Source organism: Dickeya aquatica, assembly GCF_900095885.1.
In the GTDB taxonomy this organism is placed as follows: Bacteria; Pseudomonadota; Gammaproteobacteria; order Enterobacterales; family Enterobacteriaceae; genus Dickeya; species Dickeya aquatica.
The window spans coordinates 3,073,912-3,090,328 of record NZ_LT615367.1 but is presented as its reverse complement, the minus strand read 5'-3'; the positions used below and the strand labels follow the sequence as shown (position 1 = coordinate 3,090,328).

The following is a 16,417-nucleotide window of genomic DNA, read 5'->3' as shown; positions in this document are numbered from 1 at the left end:
ATTAATGGGGTATGTTATTCGCGCTGTGGCTGCTTTTGTGCTGTGCCAGATAGTGATGCTGGAACAGGCACATCCGAATGGTATTGCGGTATTCACCGTTAATGAAAAACTCGTGGATTAATTCACCTTCGATTTCAAAGCCCAGTTTGCTGTAGATGTGAATTGCTTTCTTGTTTTCCTTATCCACAATCAGATACAGCTTGTAGAGATTGAGCACCGAGAAGCCATAATCCATCGCCAGCAGTGTTGCCGCGCTGGCGTACCCGTGGCCCTGGTGAGCCGGGTCGATGATTATCTGAAACTCGGCACGCCGGTGAATGTGGTTTATCTCCACCAATTCCACCAGCCCGACCCTGGTACCGCTGTGCTCGATGATGAAGCGCCGTTCGCTCTGATCGTGGATATGCTTATCGTACAGATCTCTTAACTCGACAAACGCTTCATAAGGCTCTTCAAACCAGTAGCGCATGACGCTGGCATTGTTATCCAGTTGATGAACAAAGCGCAGGTCATCGCGTTCAAGCGGTCGCAACCGCACTCTTTCGTGAATATTCGGCATAAAGAAACTCAATAGTCTAATAGTGAAGCGACCTTAATGACTCATCGTATTGCAGTCAATCCGATTACGCTGAAACTGCTATCGGGCGCGGCACCACATGGTGCGCAGCCCGAAGGCTGCGCGGGTCACTCAGAAGTCAACGCTGGCGCGTAGTACCACTTCGCGAGGGTCGCCGATGGCAACGCGCAGATTGTTGCCGCTCGATGGGTAATAGGTCTTGTCAAACAGGTTTTTGACATTCAACTGCCATTTCACTTTATACCCGTTAACCGGCACGGTGTAGGCGAGGAAGGCATCAGCAACAGTATAGTCATCAATGTAGAAACTGTTAGCGGCATCACCGGGGCGGCGGCCAACATAGCGGGCTCCGATACCGGCACGCAGGTCATCCCCCGCATGCAGCCCCAGATTACCGAAGTCATTGGTCAGAAACAGTGACGCTGTGTGGCGTGCCACATTAGTCATTTCATTGCCCTGATTGCTCGGGTCTGCGGTGACGCGGGCATCGGTAAAGGCGTAGCTGCCAATCAGGCTCAGGCTGTCGCTCAGTTTGCCTGCGACATCCAGCTCCACGCCTTGTGAGCGCACTTTGCCCGCTGTGCGGGTGACGGTTTCGGTCACACCATTGATGACCTGCGGCTCACTCACCATGACATTACGCTTTTGGATATCAAACAACGCCAGGTTTGCGGTGATACGGTTGGGTAAATCCAGTTTGGCTCCTATCTCGTAAGACTGGCCGGTTTCCGGTTCCATCGCGCCTATCTGAGTGGCGACCGAGGTATTGGGTTTGAATGACTGGCTGTAGCTGGTGTAGAGCGAGGACCAGCTATTGAGGTTGTAGACGATACCCGCGCGCGGCACCAGGCGGCTGTCTGTGGCTTGTGTATTGCTAACAAATGGCCGCCCTTTGCCTGACATCACATCAAAATGATCATAGCGCAGCCCGCCCAAGAGCATCCAGTGTGCGTCAAGGCGGATGGCGTCCTGCATGAAAACCCCGGTGCTATCGACATTTTCGCGCTGGTCGCTGTCGGCGGCGCTGATGGTTGTCGATGCCGGTTGCAAGCCATAGCTCGGGTGGTAGACATCAAAATTGTAACGTCGGGTGCTGCGTAACATGTCGCCACGGTAGGTGCGATCGGCTTCATGATCGATACCAAACAGTAACTGATGATTGACGCGGCCCCAGTCGATATCGCCATTTAGCGTGAGCTGTACATTCTGCGACTGGCTGCGTGCATCGGCAGTGGCATCCGCCTGGCGCATTAAAATGCCGGTAGCGGCGTTATAGCTGGTGGCACGGGCCTGATTGTCGCTGTAGGTATTGCGGCTGTAGGCGTAGTTCAGTTTGGTTTTCCAGCGGTCATTGAGGGTATTTTCCAGCTGGAGCGTCAGCGTGTCCTGGTCACCGCGGGTGGCGTTGTAGCTTTCGTCAAAACGACGTTCACGCGGGGTATTGACCGGTTTACCGGTGCGGTTGTCAATCACGGTGCCACGGTCAAACGGCGTCAGGTACTCCATATGTTCATAAGCAACCCGCACGGTGGTAGCGTCGCCATACCACATCAGCGATGGTGCAATCGTGGTCTGGCGGTGACGGCCGAAATTGCGCCAGTAATCGGTTTCATCGTGATCGACCAGCATACGATAGGCAAGCCCGGAGGTGCCCAGCGGGCCGGTGACATCCACCTGACCGCCGCCGCCATTAAAGCTGCTGTTCCAGCCTTCGATGTGCGTTTTCTGCGTCAGTTCGGGTTTTTTACTGATGATGTTGATCATACCGCCCGGTTCGCCCCAGCCATACAGCATGGAGGCAGGCCCTTTGAGCACTTCCACCCGCTCAGTGGTCGGCGTGACGTTGCGGGCCTGAATTGAACGCATACCATCGCGTAGAATAGAGCCATCGCGGTTATCGCCGAAACCGCGCTTCATCACCGCGTCCTGTGTACCGCCGAGGGTGTTGGCCTGGGTGATGCCGCTCACGTTATAGAGCGCTTCATCAAGATTTCTGGCGGATTGGTCTTCCAGTACCTGGCGTGGCACCACGTTGACGGCCTGGGGGATATCCAGCAGGCGGCTTTCGGTGCGGGTACCGGTAACAGCGCTGTGCGGCTGGTAGCCGGTTTCCTGTGCATGGGCCGCTGACGTGCTGGCGGCAACCACCATGGTTTCTTCCTGTGGCGTAGCGGTTTTTGTGGCGTTGCTGTGGGCCTGCGTGGTGGCAGCCTGAAGGCTTAACGGCAACAGGGCCAGCAACGGCCAGCCTGTTTGCCAGTGACGGTTATTCATGTGTTAACTGACTCCAATAAGTCCCTGAAAAATCAATGGGTAAAAACTGCTGGTAGAGTTGTTGTAAGGTGCGCTGCGGGTCGAGGTCGGCAAACAGCGTTGGGTAAAGGGCTTTGGCGAACATTTCCACCATCACCATGTGATACGGGCTGAGATAAAAGTTGTGCCACATACTCCAGGCGCGGCGCTCGCTGACGGCAGTCAGGTGTGAGAGCAGGGGATGCCCGGTCAATAAGGTACGAAAGCTGTCGGCGGCTTGTTGGGGGGATACATCCGGGCCGAGCATCAGGTCTGACAGACGTTTTCCTTCAGGCCCGGCCATACCGGTTGCGATGTACACCGCCGGTTTTGCCGCCAGAATCTGCTCCGCGCTCAGCTCGCCATACACCCCCGAAAGCTTGCCACTGGCGATGTTGTCACCACCGGCAAATGCCAGCAGGTCACCGAGATTGCCATTAATGGCGGTCGTGCAGCAGGTGTCGCGGCGACCAAGGTGCAAGTGCAGCATCACCGTGGTTTTGGGCCCCTGATAGTGCGCCAGACGGTTTTTCACCGCGTCCATATGTTGGCGGTAGAACGTCATGAACGCACTGGCACGGGCTGACTGATTAAGAACCTCACCCAGCAGTTGCACACTGGGAAGGGTGTTATTCAGCAGGTCAATGCGTAAATCAACATAAATATAGGGAATGCCGGCCTGCGTCAGCACCCGCTCAATGTGTTGCTCGCTGTCGGTGCCTTTGGCAAGTCTTGGCAGAATCACCAGATCCGGCTTGAGCGGCAGTAACGTTTCGGCGTTAACGCTATTAATATTGCCGTTGCCTAACTGTGTAATCCGTGCGATGTCAGGAAATTTTGCCGTATAGCGCGCCCAGCTTTGGGCGTCATAACGCGCCAAATCACCGGGCCAGCCGACAATACGCTGTGCCGGATTGCCGGGCTCCAGCAACGCCAGGGTATACAGCATACGGCTTTCACCGAGCACAATGCGTTGCGGGTTATCCGGCACCACGACCTGGCGGCCCAGCAGGTCGGTGACCGTTTTGGCGAGCGCTGACGAGAATAGGGGGGAAAACGTGAGCAACACGGATAACGCGATCACAGTGAGTGTTTTTTGCACACTAATTCTCCGTTGTGATTATTTTCATGAAAATCAAAACGGAGAAAAATAATGACAATTATTGTCATTTGCAATTAACTTTGCACAGGTGTGTGGTAAGAAAATAAAAAGCCCTGATATTTCACAGGGCTGGGGAAATTATGTAAATAATTAAAGCGGGGTAACACGCTGAGGCGGTGGGTCAGTGGGGCATTTTTTCACTGTGGTGCTCATAGCCGCGGGCGAAACGGCGTTCAAGACGGCCTTGCAGCAGTTCCAGCACAATCGACAGCATCCAGTAGATGACCGCGGCGGTGCTGAGCATTTCCATGTAATGGTAAGTGCTGCGGCCATAGGATTGTGCTAAGAAATTCAGTTCCCACAGTCCCATGAGCGACACCAGCGAGGAGTCTTTGATCATCGAAATGAACTGTGAACCTGCCGGTGGAATGATGATGCGTAGCGCCTGCGGTGCTACCACATGTACCAGCGTCGTCCAGCGCGACAGGCCAAGCGCCATAGCCGCTTCTTTCTGACCACGGGAAACGGAAATAACACCGCTGCGAATCGTTTCTGCCAGATAAGCCCCGTAATTCAGTGACAGGGCGATGATGCCTGAAGTAAACGCATTCATCACAATGCCAATCTGCGGTAGCGCAAGGTAGATAATCAGTACCTGCACCAGCAGCGGCGTGCCACGAAACAGCGAAACGTAAAATGTCGCACAACCAAACCCGACGGCGCTTGAAGACAAACGCCCGGCCGCCGTCAGGGTGGCGAGCAACACGCAAAACACCATAGAAAGCACGGTGATGACCACGCTGAGTACCGCGCCCTGGATAAAACCATCCGGTGACAGGTGCAGGCCGAGCATGGCGGGCAATTTCTGACGGATAAGCCCGGTGTCGAGCTCCATGTAAGAAAAAAACCACATCAACAAACTGAGCAGGATGAGCCAGGTCAGGCCGGTACGTAAACGAAAACCTAGCCCGGCGCGCACGGGGTGCGCCGGGTGAAACGACGGTCTGGAAACGCAATCGGTGTTGTTGGCAGACGAGTCAGACATTACTGGCTGGCCCCGGTAATATCTTCACCGAACCACTTTATGGAAATGGCTTTCAGCGTGCCATCTGCCCGCAGCGTGTTAACGGTGTCGGCCAGCGTTTTGCTCCACTCGGCATCGCCTTTATCTACCGCAATCCAGTTCGGTTCTGCATACAGTTGTTGCAAAATGCGCAACTGCGGCAGTTTCTCGAGCCGCGGTTTAGCCGTGATACGATCGGATATCACCGCATCCAGCCGCTTGCCCGGCCCTAAGGCCAGATTACGAAACGCCATCTCTTCATCGGTGGGAACGGCTTGTACGTTGTTAAAGGGGAAATCAATCGCTTTGCCACCGGGAATGGCCAGCGTTTTATTCAGGTAGTTTTCGTAGCTGGAGCCGAGCCCCAGCCCGACCTTTTTGTTACTGAGATCTGCTGCGGACTGGATGTTTTTCTCATCTTTGTGGACTATCAACACCGCAAAGGTGCTGTAGTAAGGCGCGGCAAAATCCAGCACTTTGGCGCGCTCGGCGTTGGGCGTCATAGAACAGATGCACATATCCCAGCGGCCCTGCCATTTCCCGCCGACAATGGTTTCCCAACCCGGAGTGGCAAGCTCAAGCTTTGCGCCCAGTTTGCCTGCCACGGCTTTGGCCACATCGACATCAAAACCGACTAGCTGGTTTTTATCATCAAGGTAGCTAAATGGTGGGTAGTCATTAAACAAGACATTGCGAACCACGCCAGTTTGTTTAATACGCTCAAGAGTGCCGCCTGCCTGAGCGGTGCCAAGCATTAAGCCAGCGCTCAGGCCAAGCGCCAGCAGTGCGAGTAATTTCTTCATGTGTTCTCCCTAAGGTGTGCGTGGCGGGCAAGGTGGCGTGAGTTGCCACGCATGGCCGCAGACAATAGTGGGCAAACCCCTATCTTAGCGTAGCGGGCCGACGCTGCAAAATGCGCTCTTATCAGGGAGATCGTTACGCCATGAATAAGCGCGGATATCTTGCACAAAAAAAACGGCCTGCCACCAGAAGGGGCAGGCCGGAGCGTATCAATACGCTGGGTCTTATTTCTTGCGGGCGTACTTCAGTGAGTCGAGCGCTACCGCGAAGATAATGATGCCGCCTTTGATGATGTACTGCCAGTAAGGGCTCACACCGATGTAGGTCAGGCCGTAGTTGATGAGGGTAAAGATGATAACCCCGGTCACCACACCGGCGACGGTACCCACACCACCGGCAAACGACACTCCGCCAACCACACAGGCCGCAATCGCATCGAGTTCATACATGAAACCGAGGTTGTTGGTTGCGCTACCGATACGGCCTGCTTCGAGCATACCGCCGAAGGCATAGAACACGCCGGAGAGCATGTAGACCCAAATCAGGTTCAGTGAAACATTAACCCCTGACACTTTGGCCGCTTCCGGGTTGCCGCCGATAGCGAAGATGTTTTTACCAAAGCGCGTTTTATTCCACAAAATCCACACGAAAAAGGTGGCGATCGCGGCATAAAACGTAATGTAGGACAGCTTAAAGTCACCAAAGCGTAAAAAGCCTTGGGTAAAGGTAGAGAAACGTTCATCAAAACCGGCAATCGGCGATGCACCCACAACATCGTAATACAGTGAGTTAATACCGTAGACGATGATCATGGTGCCAAGAGTGGTGATAAACGGCGTCACTTTCAGATAAGCGATGATGATACCGTTAACCAGACCAATGAGTGCGCCGATGGCACAGACAATCAGAATCACCACCGGGATAGGCATGGTTTCGAGGCTGGGAAACACTTTATTGGTGTTGTCCATCGCCTGTAACAAGGTGGCCGCCACAACGGCGGCGAGACCGACCTGACGACCTGCTGACAGGTCGGTTCCCTGAGTGACGATAAGCCCGGCCACACCGAGTGCGATGATTACGCGCACCGAGGACTGGGTAAGAATGTTACTCAGGTTAGTCAGGCTGAGGAACGAAGGATCCTGAGCAATAATTATGACCAGCAATACCAGTAGCACAGCATAGATGCCACTTTCTTTCAGCCAGGTGAGCGCACTTTTTTTAGTAGTAGCTTTCATGGTAACAGCCCTTGCATCATTAAAGGTGTAACGACGCTAAACGGAGAATTTCGTTCTGCGTGGTGTTCTTGGTTTCGACAACGCCTGCAACGAGGCCATTACTCATCACCAGAATGCGGTCGGTTATCCCCAGCAATTCCGGCATTTCAGATGAGATGATGATGATCCCTTTGCCTTTTTTGGCCAGTTCGGAAATCAACTGGTAGATCTCGTATTTGGCCCCCACATCAATACCGCGCGTGGGTTCATCGAGCATCAGGATTTCAGGTTGAGTCAGCAGCCAGCGTCCAATGATCACTTTTTGCTGATTACCGCCAGACAGCGAGCCGATAGCGGTGTGATGACCAGGGGTTTTGACCCGCATAGAGTCAATGACCCATTGTACATCACTCTTCATGCGCCGGTTATCCAGCAGGCCAAGGCTGTTTTTGTATTTATGGATGTTGGAAATCAATGAGTTGAAACCCACATCCAGATACGCATAGATCCCGGTGGAGCGGCGTTCTTCTGTGACCAGCGCGAAGCCATTATTAATTGCTTCATTGGCGGTATGGTTATTGATTTCTTTACCGCGCAACGTAATGGTGCCGCTGACTTTTTCACGGATACCAAACAGTGTCTCGACGATATCGGTTCGTTTCGCACCGACCAGCCCGGCAATACCGAGAATTTCGCCTTCACGCAGATCAAATGACACATCGCGGATTGACGGCTGGCGCATGGATGTCAGCCCCTTGACTTGCAGCATCACCTCTGCGGGGGTGTTGGTTTTCTCAGGGAAGCGCTGGGTCAGAGAGCGACCAACCATCATGGCGATGATCTTGTCCATGTCCAGACCTTCCAGCGGCTGGGTCGCCACCCACTGACCGTCACGCAGGATGGTGATTTCATCACATAACTGGAAGATTTCTTCCATTTTGTGCGAAATGTAAACGATGCCACACCCACGGTCTTTCAGCTTGCGGATAATGGTGAACAGGTGGTTCACTTCTTTTTCCGTCAGCGAGGAGGTGGGTTCGTCCATGATGACGATTTTGGCATCATAGGAGAAGGCTTTGGCGATTTCGATCATCTGCATCTGAGACACTGACAGCGAAACCACTTTGTCGCGTGGGTCGATATCGATATCCAGTTCATCGAAGATCGCTTTGGTGTCGCGATACATTTTTTCCTGATCGACAAACAGCCCTTTCTTGGGATAGCGGCCAAGCCACATGTTATCCATGACTGAGCGCTGCAACACCAGATTCAGCTCCTGATGCACCATGGAAACACCATTTTCCAGGGCTTCTTTGGCGCTTTTGAAATCGACTTCCTGGCCCTGAAACAGAATACTGCCGGTATCTTTTTGATAAATACCAAACAGGCATTTCAGAAGCGTCGATTTTCCTGCGCCATTTTCGCCCATCAGGGCGTGAATAGAGTGCGGGCGAACCTTCAGGTTGACATTATCCAATGCTTTTACACCGGGAAACGACTTACTGATGTTGGTCATTTCCAGCAGGAATTCGCGCGGAGTGGTTAGAGTGTCACTGGTCATATTTTACCTGGTCGAAAAAAGTTACCTGGTCAAAAACCGTTACCCGGTTGCAACAGTTACCCGGCTAAAACGAGAACCTTACCTGGTTAAAACTGGCCGGGTAAAAACACTTACCTGGCTGAGAAAATCCTATGGTCACGGGGTTCAGGGGCGGCAGTTGCCGCCCCTGACGGGATTACTTCAGGAACTGTGACAGGTTATCTTTATCTACCGGTACGTAAGGTATACGCACCACTTTGTTGTCAATTTTGAAATTGGTTCCTTCGGCCGCCGGTTTGCCCAGTGCCAGGTTTTTCGCCAGATCCAGCGTGGCTTTAGCCTGGTTGTCGGCATCGTTCAGCACCGTACCTGCCAGTGCACCGGACTTAACCAGTGACAGCGCTTCTGGCAGTGCGTCAACGCCAAATACCGGGATGTTGGTTTTATTGTGGGCTTTCAGCGCTTCAACCGCACCCATTGCCATGGCATCGTTATTGGCGATCAGCACTTCAATTTTGTTGGCGTTCGGGCCGGATAACCAGGCATCAACCTTGTCTTTAGCCATTGCGGTGTCCCACATCGCGGTATCCATCTGTAATTGCTGGACTTTCAACCCTTCGCCGGTCAGCGTATCCACGACGTATTTGGTACGTGCTTCAGCATCCGGGTGGCCTGGCTCACCTTTGAGCAGGGCATACTGGATTGTGCCGTCTTTGTTCAGATCCCATGCCGCGGTGTCTTTCCAGTGTTTGGCAATCAACTTACCTTGAATAATGCCGGATTCTTTAGAGTCTGTACCGACGTAGTAAGCTTTGGCGTAGCTGGCCAGCACTTTGGCGTTGGGTTCTTTGTTAAAGAACACCACCGGGACATCAGCCGCTTTGGCTTTTTGAATCACAATGGCAGCGGCCGCCGGGTCTACCAGGTTGATAGCCAGCGCTTTCACGCCTTTGGCCAGCAGAACATCGACCTGATCGTTCTGTTTGGACTGGTCATTCTGGGAGTCGTTCAGCAGCAGCTCAACACCACCCAGTGCTTTGGCTTCTTTTTCAATGTCTTTGCGCACCATCGACATAAAGTTGTCGTCGTACTTGTAAATCGTCACACCGATGCGGGTATCCGCAGCGTGGGCGGTAGCTCCGAACATCATGCTGGCAACCAGGGCGGTGAGAGTGAAAACCTTCTTATTCATGATATCTCCGGGTTTATGCAGGGTAGTTCTCAGTCTGGCTGCGCAACGCAGGGTAAAACGTTATGCGCCAGTCAGTCAGTGAGTAAGCGTCGGCATGGCTGTTATGCCAGACTGACGAGGTTTGCAGGCATAGCCCGCTAAAAGTCTGACTTCCCTGTTTGTCGGCGCGTTCGGTGTTCATGCCGAGGCTGCCGGGTGCTGCGTCCTGAAAAATAATTCTGTGCTGAAACAGTCAATCTGAAACAGGGTATGTGCGCGTTTTCGCGTTAATATTCTGTTTCAACAGCCGACGGCTTCAGTGGCTGGCGGGATAACCCGTAGTGTAACGTCGTTACACGGTGTCCGGCCTTTGCACTACGCTCACATCATAGAGACTGCAATGTTAATTAACTGTGAATTTACTCACAGATTGAAAGCGGTTACATGGATGATTTGGATGAATTAGTGACCGTCTGCACATTTTAGCTAACATTAACGTGCAGCAACGGAATGCCGACGTACCAGGGTTGGCATGAAACAGTGTCGTGCGTCGGGGTCAAGCAAGCCCGCCGCGCCTTTAAGTGCCAGTTCGGTCGCAATTTTTGCCATGGAAACAATAGGGTAACGAATGGTGGTGAGCCTTGGGTCGGTATAACGCGAAATGGGAATGTCATCAAAGCCGACCACGGAAAAGCGCGTCGGCACCACAATACCGTTATCTTTGAGCGCCATCAGGGCTCCGGCGGCCATACCATCATTGTAGGCAAACACGGCGCTCAATTGCTGATTGCGCCCCAGCAGCTCAACCATCGCGCTTTCACCACCCTGTAAATCGGGCTCACCGTTCGCCACCCACTCCTCTGGCGCGATGATGCCTTGTTCCTGTAACGCCTGTCGCCAGCCGGTATACCGCTCTGCCACATCCTCAATCGGGTGGCTGGAGCGGAGATAACCAATGCGCTGGTGGCCTTGTTGTAACAGCATGCGGGTGGCCATCATGGCTCCGCTGACATTATCCAGACTGACACAGCGGTGCGGGTAGCCCGGTAGCAGCCGGTTGATGAGGACCATGCCTGGTACCTGCTCCATAAATCCGGCCAGCTCGTCGTCGGATAATGCTTTGGCATGCACGATAAGCGCGTTGCAACGCTGGCGAATCAACACCTCAATGGCATGGCGCTCTTTTTCTTCCTGATGGTAGGAGTTGTTTATCAGGACATGTTTTTGCAGCCGCTGGGCTACGGTATCCACCGCCTTGACCATGGCACCGAAGAACGGGTCGGACACATCCATTACAACCACACCGATGGTATCACTCACCTGCGTTGCCAGCGCCTGAGCGTTGGCATTCGGGCGATACCCCAGTTGCCCGACCGTTTGCAGCACCAGATCGCGAGTCTGTTGAGTGACCGCGCTGCTGTTATTCAGCACACGGGATACGGTAGCGATTGAAACGCCTGCCTGACGCGCGACATCACGGATGGTAATCATCAATACTCACCACAAAGGAAGAGAGTTCACAAGGGCGACCCGAGAGGGGCGCAGCGCTATTTTGTCAGGGGGCATGGAGAGACTGCGTGAGTCAGGTCACAACCATGAAAACGGTTACATACAATTCTGTAACCTTTGTGACGAAGGTCATTCTTGGTTACATCACGCCAGCCGCGTGTTGCTCAGGAGCATGGCTGGGTTACAGGGAGAATGGTGATGCCGGGAACGTACCGGCTGTCAGACAGATGACGCCCTGATAACCTCAGGGCGTCAGAGGAAAGCAGAATTACTCTTCGGCCGCGTAGCCACTGGCAGGAAGGGGGTGTCCATCAAGCCAGGCCGTGTTATCACGCAACGCCAGACGGCCGGCCAAAAACCAGCTTACCACCAGCGGGTAGATGCTGTGTTCCTGCACCTGCACCCGCTCTTGCACATCCTGTTCGCTATCGCCGGGGAAAACCGGCACCTTGGCTTGTAAAATGACCGGGCCACCATCAAGCTCTTCCGTCACGAAATGTACTGAGGTGCCATGTTCGTGGTCGCCATTCTCCAGTGCTTTACGATGAGTGTGCAGCCCAGGGTATTTCGGTAACAGTGAGGGATGGATGTTCACCATTTTACCGAGAAAGCGGGCGACAAACCCGGCACTGAGAATTCGCATATAACCGGCCAGCACAACCAGGTCCGGCTGGTATTTTTCAATCTCGGCGGCCAGTGCCTCATCGAAGGCATTACGACTGGCGTAATCACCCGGTTGCAGCACATGCGTCGCAATCCCGGCGTGACGGGCGCGCTCAAGGCCGAATGCAGTCGGGTTGTTGCTTAATACAGCGCAAATCTTCCCGGCCACCCGGCCTTGCCCGCAGGCGTCAATCAACGCCTGCAAGTTGCTTCCCTGACCGGAAATCAGCACAACGATGGTGTTCATTACTGGATGACCACCGTTTCCCCGCCATCATCCGTGCGGGAGATAACACCAATGTGCCAGGCTGTCTCACCGTTGCTGTTAAGGTGGGCAATAGCCTTGTCTGCCTGATCGGCCGGCAGAGCGATAATCATGCCCACGCCACAGTTAAAGGTGCGATACATTTCATGGCGGCTGACGTTGCCAGCCTGCTGTAGCCACTGGAACACCGGCGGCCACTGCCAGCTTGATTCATCAAGGGTGGCTTGCATACCTTCCGGCAGTACGCGTGGAATGTTTTCCCAGAAACCACCGCCAGTCAGGTGGGAAATGGCGTGCACCTCGACGTTTTCGATCAGCGACAGCACGGATTTGACGTAGATCTTCGTCGGAGCCAACAGGTGGTCTGCCAGCGGTTTACCGTCGAGTTCAACCTTGTCGGGATCGGTATGGCTCACTTCAAGGATCTTACGAATTAATGAGTAGCCATTAGAATGCGGGCCGCTGGACGCCAGCGCTATCAGCGCATCGCCTTCACGCACCTGACTGCCATCAATGATTTCTGACTTCTCAACCACGCCGACACAGAAACCGGCGACGTCATAATCTTCACCGTGGTACATGCCGGGCATCTCGGCAGTTTCACCACCAACCAGCGCGCAGCCTGACTGCTTGCAGCCTTCGGCAATACCGGTAATCACGCGGGTTGCGGTGTCAACATCCAGCTTACCCGTGGCGTAGTAGTCAAGGAAGAACAGCGGCTCAGCGCCCTGAACCACTAGGTCGTTAACGCACATCGCGACCAGATCGATACCAATCGTGTCGTGACGCTGCAAATCCATCGCCAGACGCAGTTTGGTGCCGACACCATCAGTACCGGAAACCAGCACCGGTTCGCGGTATTTTTGCGGCAAGGCGCACAGCGCACCGAAACCGCCCAATCCTCCCATAACTTCCGGGCGACGGGTCTGTTTCACTACACCTTTGATACGGTCTACCAATGCATTGCCAGCATCAATATCCACGCCTGCGTCTTTATAGCTGAGAGAGGTTTTATCGGTCACTGCGGAGTCCCCACGGAGGTTACGATTGGTTTAAAAAATGGAGCGGGCTCATTCTAGCAGCGTAAGCAAACGTTTGCGAGCAGTGTGTTCGTGCGCACGGATTTCGCCAGCGTCCAGCGGATGATGCCGGGGGAGGGGAGGAATTTCCGTGCTGGCTTGATTTGGATCAGCCCCGAGTCTATGGCGCTTATTTCAAAAAGCGGTATAATCCCGCGATTTTTTTGGCCGCCAACCGCCGATGGGGAGAAAAGTAATGAAGATCGTCGAGGTAAAACACCCGCTTGTCAAACACAAACTGGGCCTGATGCGTGAGCATGACATCAGCACCAAACGTTTTCGCGAACTGGCCTCGGAAGTGGGCAGCCTGCTGACCTATGAAGCCACTGCCGATCTGGCAACGGAGAAAGTGACCATCGAGGGTTGGTGTGGCCCGGTTGAAGTCGATCAGATAAAGGGTAAGAAAATTACCGTGGTGCCGATTCTGCGTGCCGGCCTTGGCATGATGGAAGGGGTGCTGGAAAACGTTCCCAGCGCGCGTATCAGCGTTGTTGGCATGTACCGTGACGAGCAAACGCTGGAGCCGGTGCCCTATTTCCAGAAACTGGCGTCTAACATTGATGAGCGTATGGCGCTGGTGGTCGATCCGATGCTGGCGACCGGTGGTTCAATGATAGCGACGATTGATCTGCTGAAAAAAGCAGGCTGCCAGAGCATTAAGGTGCTGGTGCTGGTTGCTGCGCCTGAGGGCATTGCCGCGCTGGAAAAAGCGCACCCTGATGTGGAGCTCTACACGGCATCGATTGACAAGGGCCTCAACGAACACGGCTACATTATGCCGGGCCTGGGCGATGCGGGCGACAAGCTGTTCGGAACCAAATGATGCTTAAAAGCCGACTGTCGAGTCGGCTTTTTTTTGCGTATGCCAGCGCTGCTGTTGCAGGCGTGCCTGGCGTTCGCATGCTGACCACGGATGGCGACATTTTTGCAGCGCCTGTTATTGACGACAGGGCTGACATTTCTGCCGGATACTCCGGTCATTGCATGACATACAGAGGAAAATAAGATGACTCGTCGCGCCATTGGCGTCAGTGAACGACCCCCGCTTTTGCAAACGATTCCGTTAAGCTTTCAGCACCTGTTTGCCATGTTTGGTGCAACGGTGTTGGTGCCGATGCTGTTTAAGATAAACCCGGCCACCGTATTGCTGTTTAACGGTATCGGCACACTGTTGTATCTGTTTATCTGTAAAGGGAAAATTCCCGCTTATCTCGGTTCCAGCTTTGCCTTTCTCTCACCGGTATTTTTACTGCTACCGCAAGGGTATGAAGTGGCGCTGGGCGGGTTTATTTTGTGTGGTGCGCTGTTTTGCCTGGTGGCGCTGGTGGTGAAAAAAGCGGGGACGGGCTGGCTGAATGTGATTTTCCCCCGGCTGCGATGGGGGCGATTGTTGCGGGTAATTGGCCTGGAACTGGCCGGTGTGGCGGCGAATATGGCAGGATTATTGCCCGCAGCCGGTGTGGAAATGGACAGCAAAACCGTGACCGTTTCGCTGGTGACACTCTCCGTTACCGTGCTGGGTTCCGTGCTGTTTCGCGGTTTTCTGGCGATTATTCCCATCCTCATTGGGGTGCTGGTCGGTTATGCGCTCGCGTTTGTGATGGGAATGGTCGATTTCGCGCCCATAGTCCAGGCGCATTGGTTTGCGCTGCCAACATTCTACACACCGCGTTTTGAGTGGGTGGCAATGCTGACGGTATTACCGGCCGCGTTAGTGGTGATAGCCGAGCATATCGGCCATCTGGTGGTGACGGCCAATATCGTGAAAAAAGATCTGGTGAAAGATCCCGGTCTGCACCGTTCGCTGTTTGCCAACGGCATATCGACCATGCTGTCCGGTTTCTTTGGCTCAACGCCGAACACGACCTACGGAGAAAACATCGGCGTGCTGGCAATCACCAAGGTTTACAGCACCTGGGTGATTGGCGGAGCCGCGGTGATCGCCATTCTGCTTTCTTGTGTCGGCAAACTGGCCGCCGCTATCCAGGCCGTGCCTGTACCGGTGATGGGCGGTGTGTCCTTGTTACTGTACGGGGTGATTGGCGCATCCGGTATTCGTGTGCTGATCGAATCCAAAGTGGATTACAACAAAGCACAAAACCTGATTCTGACGTCGGTTATTCTGATTATTGGGGTCAGCGGTGCCAAAATCCATCTCGGGGCGGTTGAGCTTAAAGGCATGGCACTGGCCACCGTCGTCGGTATCTGCCTGAGCCTGCTGTTTCGCCTCATTAGTCAGTTCCGCAAGGAAGAAGAGGTGATAGAAGCCTCTGAAGAGGATGCTGTCGGGCATTAATACGCCGTATTTACAGATGTAAGTCGCACGATCCGGTGTGCATGGCGGCACACCGGCATCATCGTGCGGGTTCAATCGCCAACGGTTTCTATGCTAAACTCGTTCCGTTTTCCTGCCTGTTTGGTTTGAGGTGCTTCTGAACACACCGGCACAGCTATCACTGCCACTCTATCTGCCTGATGATGAAACCTTTGCCAGTTTCTATCCGGGTGAGAACACGTCCCTGCTGGCCGCTATTCATAATGCTCTGGAACAAGAGCATGGTAGCTATATCTATTTCTGGTCACGCGAAGGCGGGGGCCGCAGCCACCTGTTGCATGCTGCGTGCGCGCAATTATCCCGTCTTGGTCGTGCAGTGGGGTATGTACCGCTTGATAAACGGGCTTACTTTGTGACTGATGTGCTCGAAGGGATGGAGCAACTGGCGCTGGTGTGCATCGATAATATTGAGTCGATTGCCGGTGACAGCGAGTGGGAAATGGCGATGTTCAACCTCTACAACCGGATACAAGAAGGTGGCCGAACCCGGCTGTTGATCACCGGCGATCGCCCGCCTCGTCAGCTTAATCTGCAACTGCCTGACCTGGCTTCACGCCTTGACTGGGGACAGATTTATCGCTTACAGCCGCTATCCGACGACGAGAAAGGTGAGGCGCTGCAATTGCGCGCCCGGCTACGCGGGTTTGAGCTGCCGGAAGATGTCAGCCGTTTCTTGTTGAAAAGGCTGGACAGGCAAATGCGCACGCTGTTCATGACGCTGGATCAACTGGATCACGCCTCCATCACCGCCCAGCGCAAGCTCACCATTCCCTTCGTCAAAGAGATCCTCGATTTGTAATTGCAGG

General features: G+C 53.9%; 15 protein-coding genes. 3 read left to right on the top strand and 12 right to left on the bottom strand.

Going from position 1 to position 16,417, the window contains the following annotated elements; all coding sequences use genetic code 11:
* Nucleotide 1: 1 nt before the first annotated feature.
* The 12 genes from speG to purM all read right to left on the bottom strand — a co-directional run bounded on the left by speG (nucleotide 2) and on the right by purM (nucleotide 13,219).
* Complete coding sequence (gene speG / locus DAQ1742_RS13995; protein ID WP_035340621.1) at nucleotides 2-559, bottom strand: spermidine N1-acetyltransferase; 558 nt, start codon at nucleotides 557-559, stop codon at nucleotides 2-4.
* Between the two features lie 129 nt (nucleotides 560-688).
* Complete coding sequence (locus DAQ1742_RS13990) at nucleotides 689-2,851, bottom strand: TonB-dependent siderophore receptor (RefSeq protein ID WP_035340622.1); 2,163 nt, start codon at nucleotides 2,849-2,851, stop codon at nucleotides 689-691.
* On the bottom strand, nucleotides 2,844-3,971 hold the full coding sequence (locus DAQ1742_RS13985) for an ABC transporter substrate-binding protein (RefSeq protein WP_035340623.1): 1,128 nt from the start codon (nucleotides 3,969-3,971) through the stop codon (nucleotides 2,844-2,846). The genes DAQ1742_RS13990 and DAQ1742_RS13985 overlap by 8 nt, the downstream gene beginning before the upstream one ends.
* A 181-nt stretch (nucleotides 3,972-4,152) precedes the next feature.
* Nucleotides 4,153-5,016 (bottom strand): amino acid ABC transporter permease, encoded by an 864-nt coding sequence (locus DAQ1742_RS13980; RefSeq protein WP_035340625.1) that lies wholly within the window; start codon nucleotides 5,014-5,016, stop codon nucleotides 4,153-4,155.
* Nucleotides 5,016-5,837 (bottom strand): transporter substrate-binding domain-containing protein, encoded by an 822-nt coding sequence (locus tag DAQ1742_RS13975; RefSeq protein WP_035340627.1) that lies wholly within the window; start codon nucleotides 5,835-5,837, stop codon nucleotides 5,016-5,018. Before DAQ1742_RS13975 ends, DAQ1742_RS13980 begins: the two co-directional genes overlap by 1 nt.
* Nucleotides 5,838-6,059: 222 nt before the next feature.
* Nucleotides 6,060-7,070 carry a galactose/methyl galactoside ABC transporter permease MglC gene (gene mglC / locus DAQ1742_RS13970; protein ID WP_035340629.1) on the bottom strand — a complete coding sequence of 337 codons (1,011 nt, stop codon included), beginning with the start codon at nucleotides 7,068-7,070 and terminating at the stop codon, nucleotides 6,060-6,062.
* 19 nt (nucleotides 7,071-7,089) lie between these two features.
* Complete coding sequence (gene mglA / locus DAQ1742_RS13965) at nucleotides 7,090-8,610, bottom strand: galactose/methyl galactoside ABC transporter ATP-binding protein MglA (RefSeq protein WP_035340631.1); 1,521 nt, start codon at nucleotides 8,608-8,610, stop codon at nucleotides 7,090-7,092.
* A 175-nt stretch (nucleotides 8,611-8,785) separates the two neighbouring features.
* Nucleotides 8,786-9,781, bottom strand: coding sequence for a galactose/glucose ABC transporter substrate-binding protein MglB (mglB, locus tag DAQ1742_RS13960; RefSeq protein ID WP_035340635.1), 996 nt, complete (start codon nucleotides 9,779-9,781; stop codon nucleotides 8,786-8,788).
* A gap of 13 nt (nucleotides 9,782-9,794) precedes the next feature.
* The gene (locus DAQ1742_RS13955) at nucleotides 9,795-9,962 is read right to left on the bottom strand and encodes a hypothetical protein (RefSeq protein WP_158513807.1); all 168 of its coding nucleotides are present in this window, start codon (nucleotides 9,960-9,962) and stop codon (nucleotides 9,795-9,797) included.
* Between the two features lie 290 nt (nucleotides 9,963-10,252).
* Nucleotides 10,253-11,251 (bottom strand): HTH-type transcriptional regulator GalS, encoded by a 999-nt coding sequence (gene galS / locus DAQ1742_RS13950; RefSeq protein ID WP_035340639.1) that lies wholly within the window; start codon nucleotides 11,249-11,251, stop codon nucleotides 10,253-10,255.
* Nucleotides 11,252-11,537: 286 nt separating this feature from the next.
* Nucleotides 11,538-12,179, bottom strand: coding sequence for a phosphoribosylglycinamide formyltransferase (purN, locus tag DAQ1742_RS13945; RefSeq protein WP_035340642.1), 642 nt, complete (start codon nucleotides 12,177-12,179; stop codon nucleotides 11,538-11,540).
* Nucleotides 12,179-13,219, bottom strand: coding sequence for a phosphoribosylformylglycinamidine cyclo-ligase (gene purM / locus DAQ1742_RS13940; protein WP_035340645.1), 1,041 nt, complete (start codon nucleotides 13,217-13,219; stop codon nucleotides 12,179-12,181). The genes purN and purM overlap by 1 nt, the downstream gene beginning before the upstream one ends.
* Nucleotides 13,220-13,472: 253 nt before the next feature.
* Here purM and upp point away from each other — a divergent pair, with 253 nt between their 5' ends.
* The 3 genes from upp to hda all read left to right on the top strand — a co-directional run bounded on the left by upp (nucleotide 13,473) and on the right by hda (nucleotide 16,410).
* On the top strand, nucleotides 13,473-14,099 hold the full coding sequence (gene upp, locus DAQ1742_RS13935) for a uracil phosphoribosyltransferase (protein ID WP_035340647.1): 627 nt from the start codon (nucleotides 13,473-13,475) through the stop codon (nucleotides 14,097-14,099).
* A 183-nt stretch (nucleotides 14,100-14,282) separates the two neighbouring features.
* Nucleotides 14,283-15,572 carry a uracil permease gene (uraA, locus tag DAQ1742_RS13930; protein WP_180706154.1) on the top strand — a complete coding sequence of 430 codons (1,290 nt, stop codon included), beginning with the start codon at nucleotides 14,283-14,285 and terminating at the stop codon, nucleotides 15,570-15,572.
* Between the two features lie 130 nt (nucleotides 15,573-15,702).
* Nucleotides 15,703-16,410, top strand: coding sequence for a DnaA inactivator Hda (gene hda / locus DAQ1742_RS13925; protein ID WP_035340654.1), 708 nt, complete (start codon nucleotides 15,703-15,705; stop codon nucleotides 16,408-16,410).
* The last annotated feature ends 7 nt before the right edge of the window (nucleotides 16,411-16,417 follow it).

Excerpts from the sequence above, each read along its gene's own strand:
- speG (WP_035340621.1), bottom strand. The coding sequence starts at position 559 with ATGCCGAATATTCACGAAAGAGTGCGGTTGCGACCGCTTGAACGCGAT.
- DAQ1742_RS13990 (WP_035340622.1), bottom strand. The coding sequence starts at position 2,851 with ATGAATAACCGTCACTGGCAAACAGGCTGGCCGTTGCTGGCCCTGTTG.
- DAQ1742_RS13980 (WP_035340625.1), bottom strand. The coding sequence starts at position 5,016 with ATGTCTGACTCGTCTGCCAACAACACCGATTGCGTTTCCAGACCGTCG.
- DAQ1742_RS13975 (WP_035340627.1), bottom strand. The coding sequence starts at position 5,837 with ATGAAGAAATTACTCGCACTGCTGGCGCTTGGCCTGAGCGCTGGCTTA.
- mglC (WP_035340629.1), bottom strand. The coding sequence starts at position 7,070 with ATGAAAGCTACTACTAAAAAAAGTGCGCTCACCTGGCTGAAAGAAAGT.
- mglA (WP_035340631.1), bottom strand. The coding sequence starts at position 8,610 with ATGACCAGTGACACTCTAACCACTCCGCGCGAATTCCTGCTGGAAATG.
- mglB (WP_035340635.1), bottom strand. The coding sequence starts at position 9,781 with ATGAATAAGAAGGTTTTCACTCTCACCGCCCTGGTTGCCAGCATGATG.
- DAQ1742_RS13955 (WP_158513807.1), bottom strand. The coding sequence starts at position 9,962 with ATGAACACCGAACGCGCCGACAAACAGGGAAGTCAGACTTTTAGCGGG.
- galS (WP_035340639.1), bottom strand. The coding sequence starts at position 11,251 with ATGATTACCATCCGTGATGTCGCGCGTCAGGCAGGCGTTTCAATCGCT.
- purN (WP_035340642.1), bottom strand. The coding sequence starts at position 12,179 with ATGAACACCATCGTTGTGCTGATTTCCGGTCAGGGAAGCAACTTGCAG.
- upp (WP_035340647.1), top strand. The coding sequence starts at position 13,473 with ATGAAGATCGTCGAGGTAAAACACCCGCTTGTCAAACACAAACTGGGC.
- uraA (WP_180706154.1), top strand. The coding sequence starts at position 14,283 with ATGACTCGTCGCGCCATTGGCGTCAGTGAACGACCCCCGCTTTTGCAA.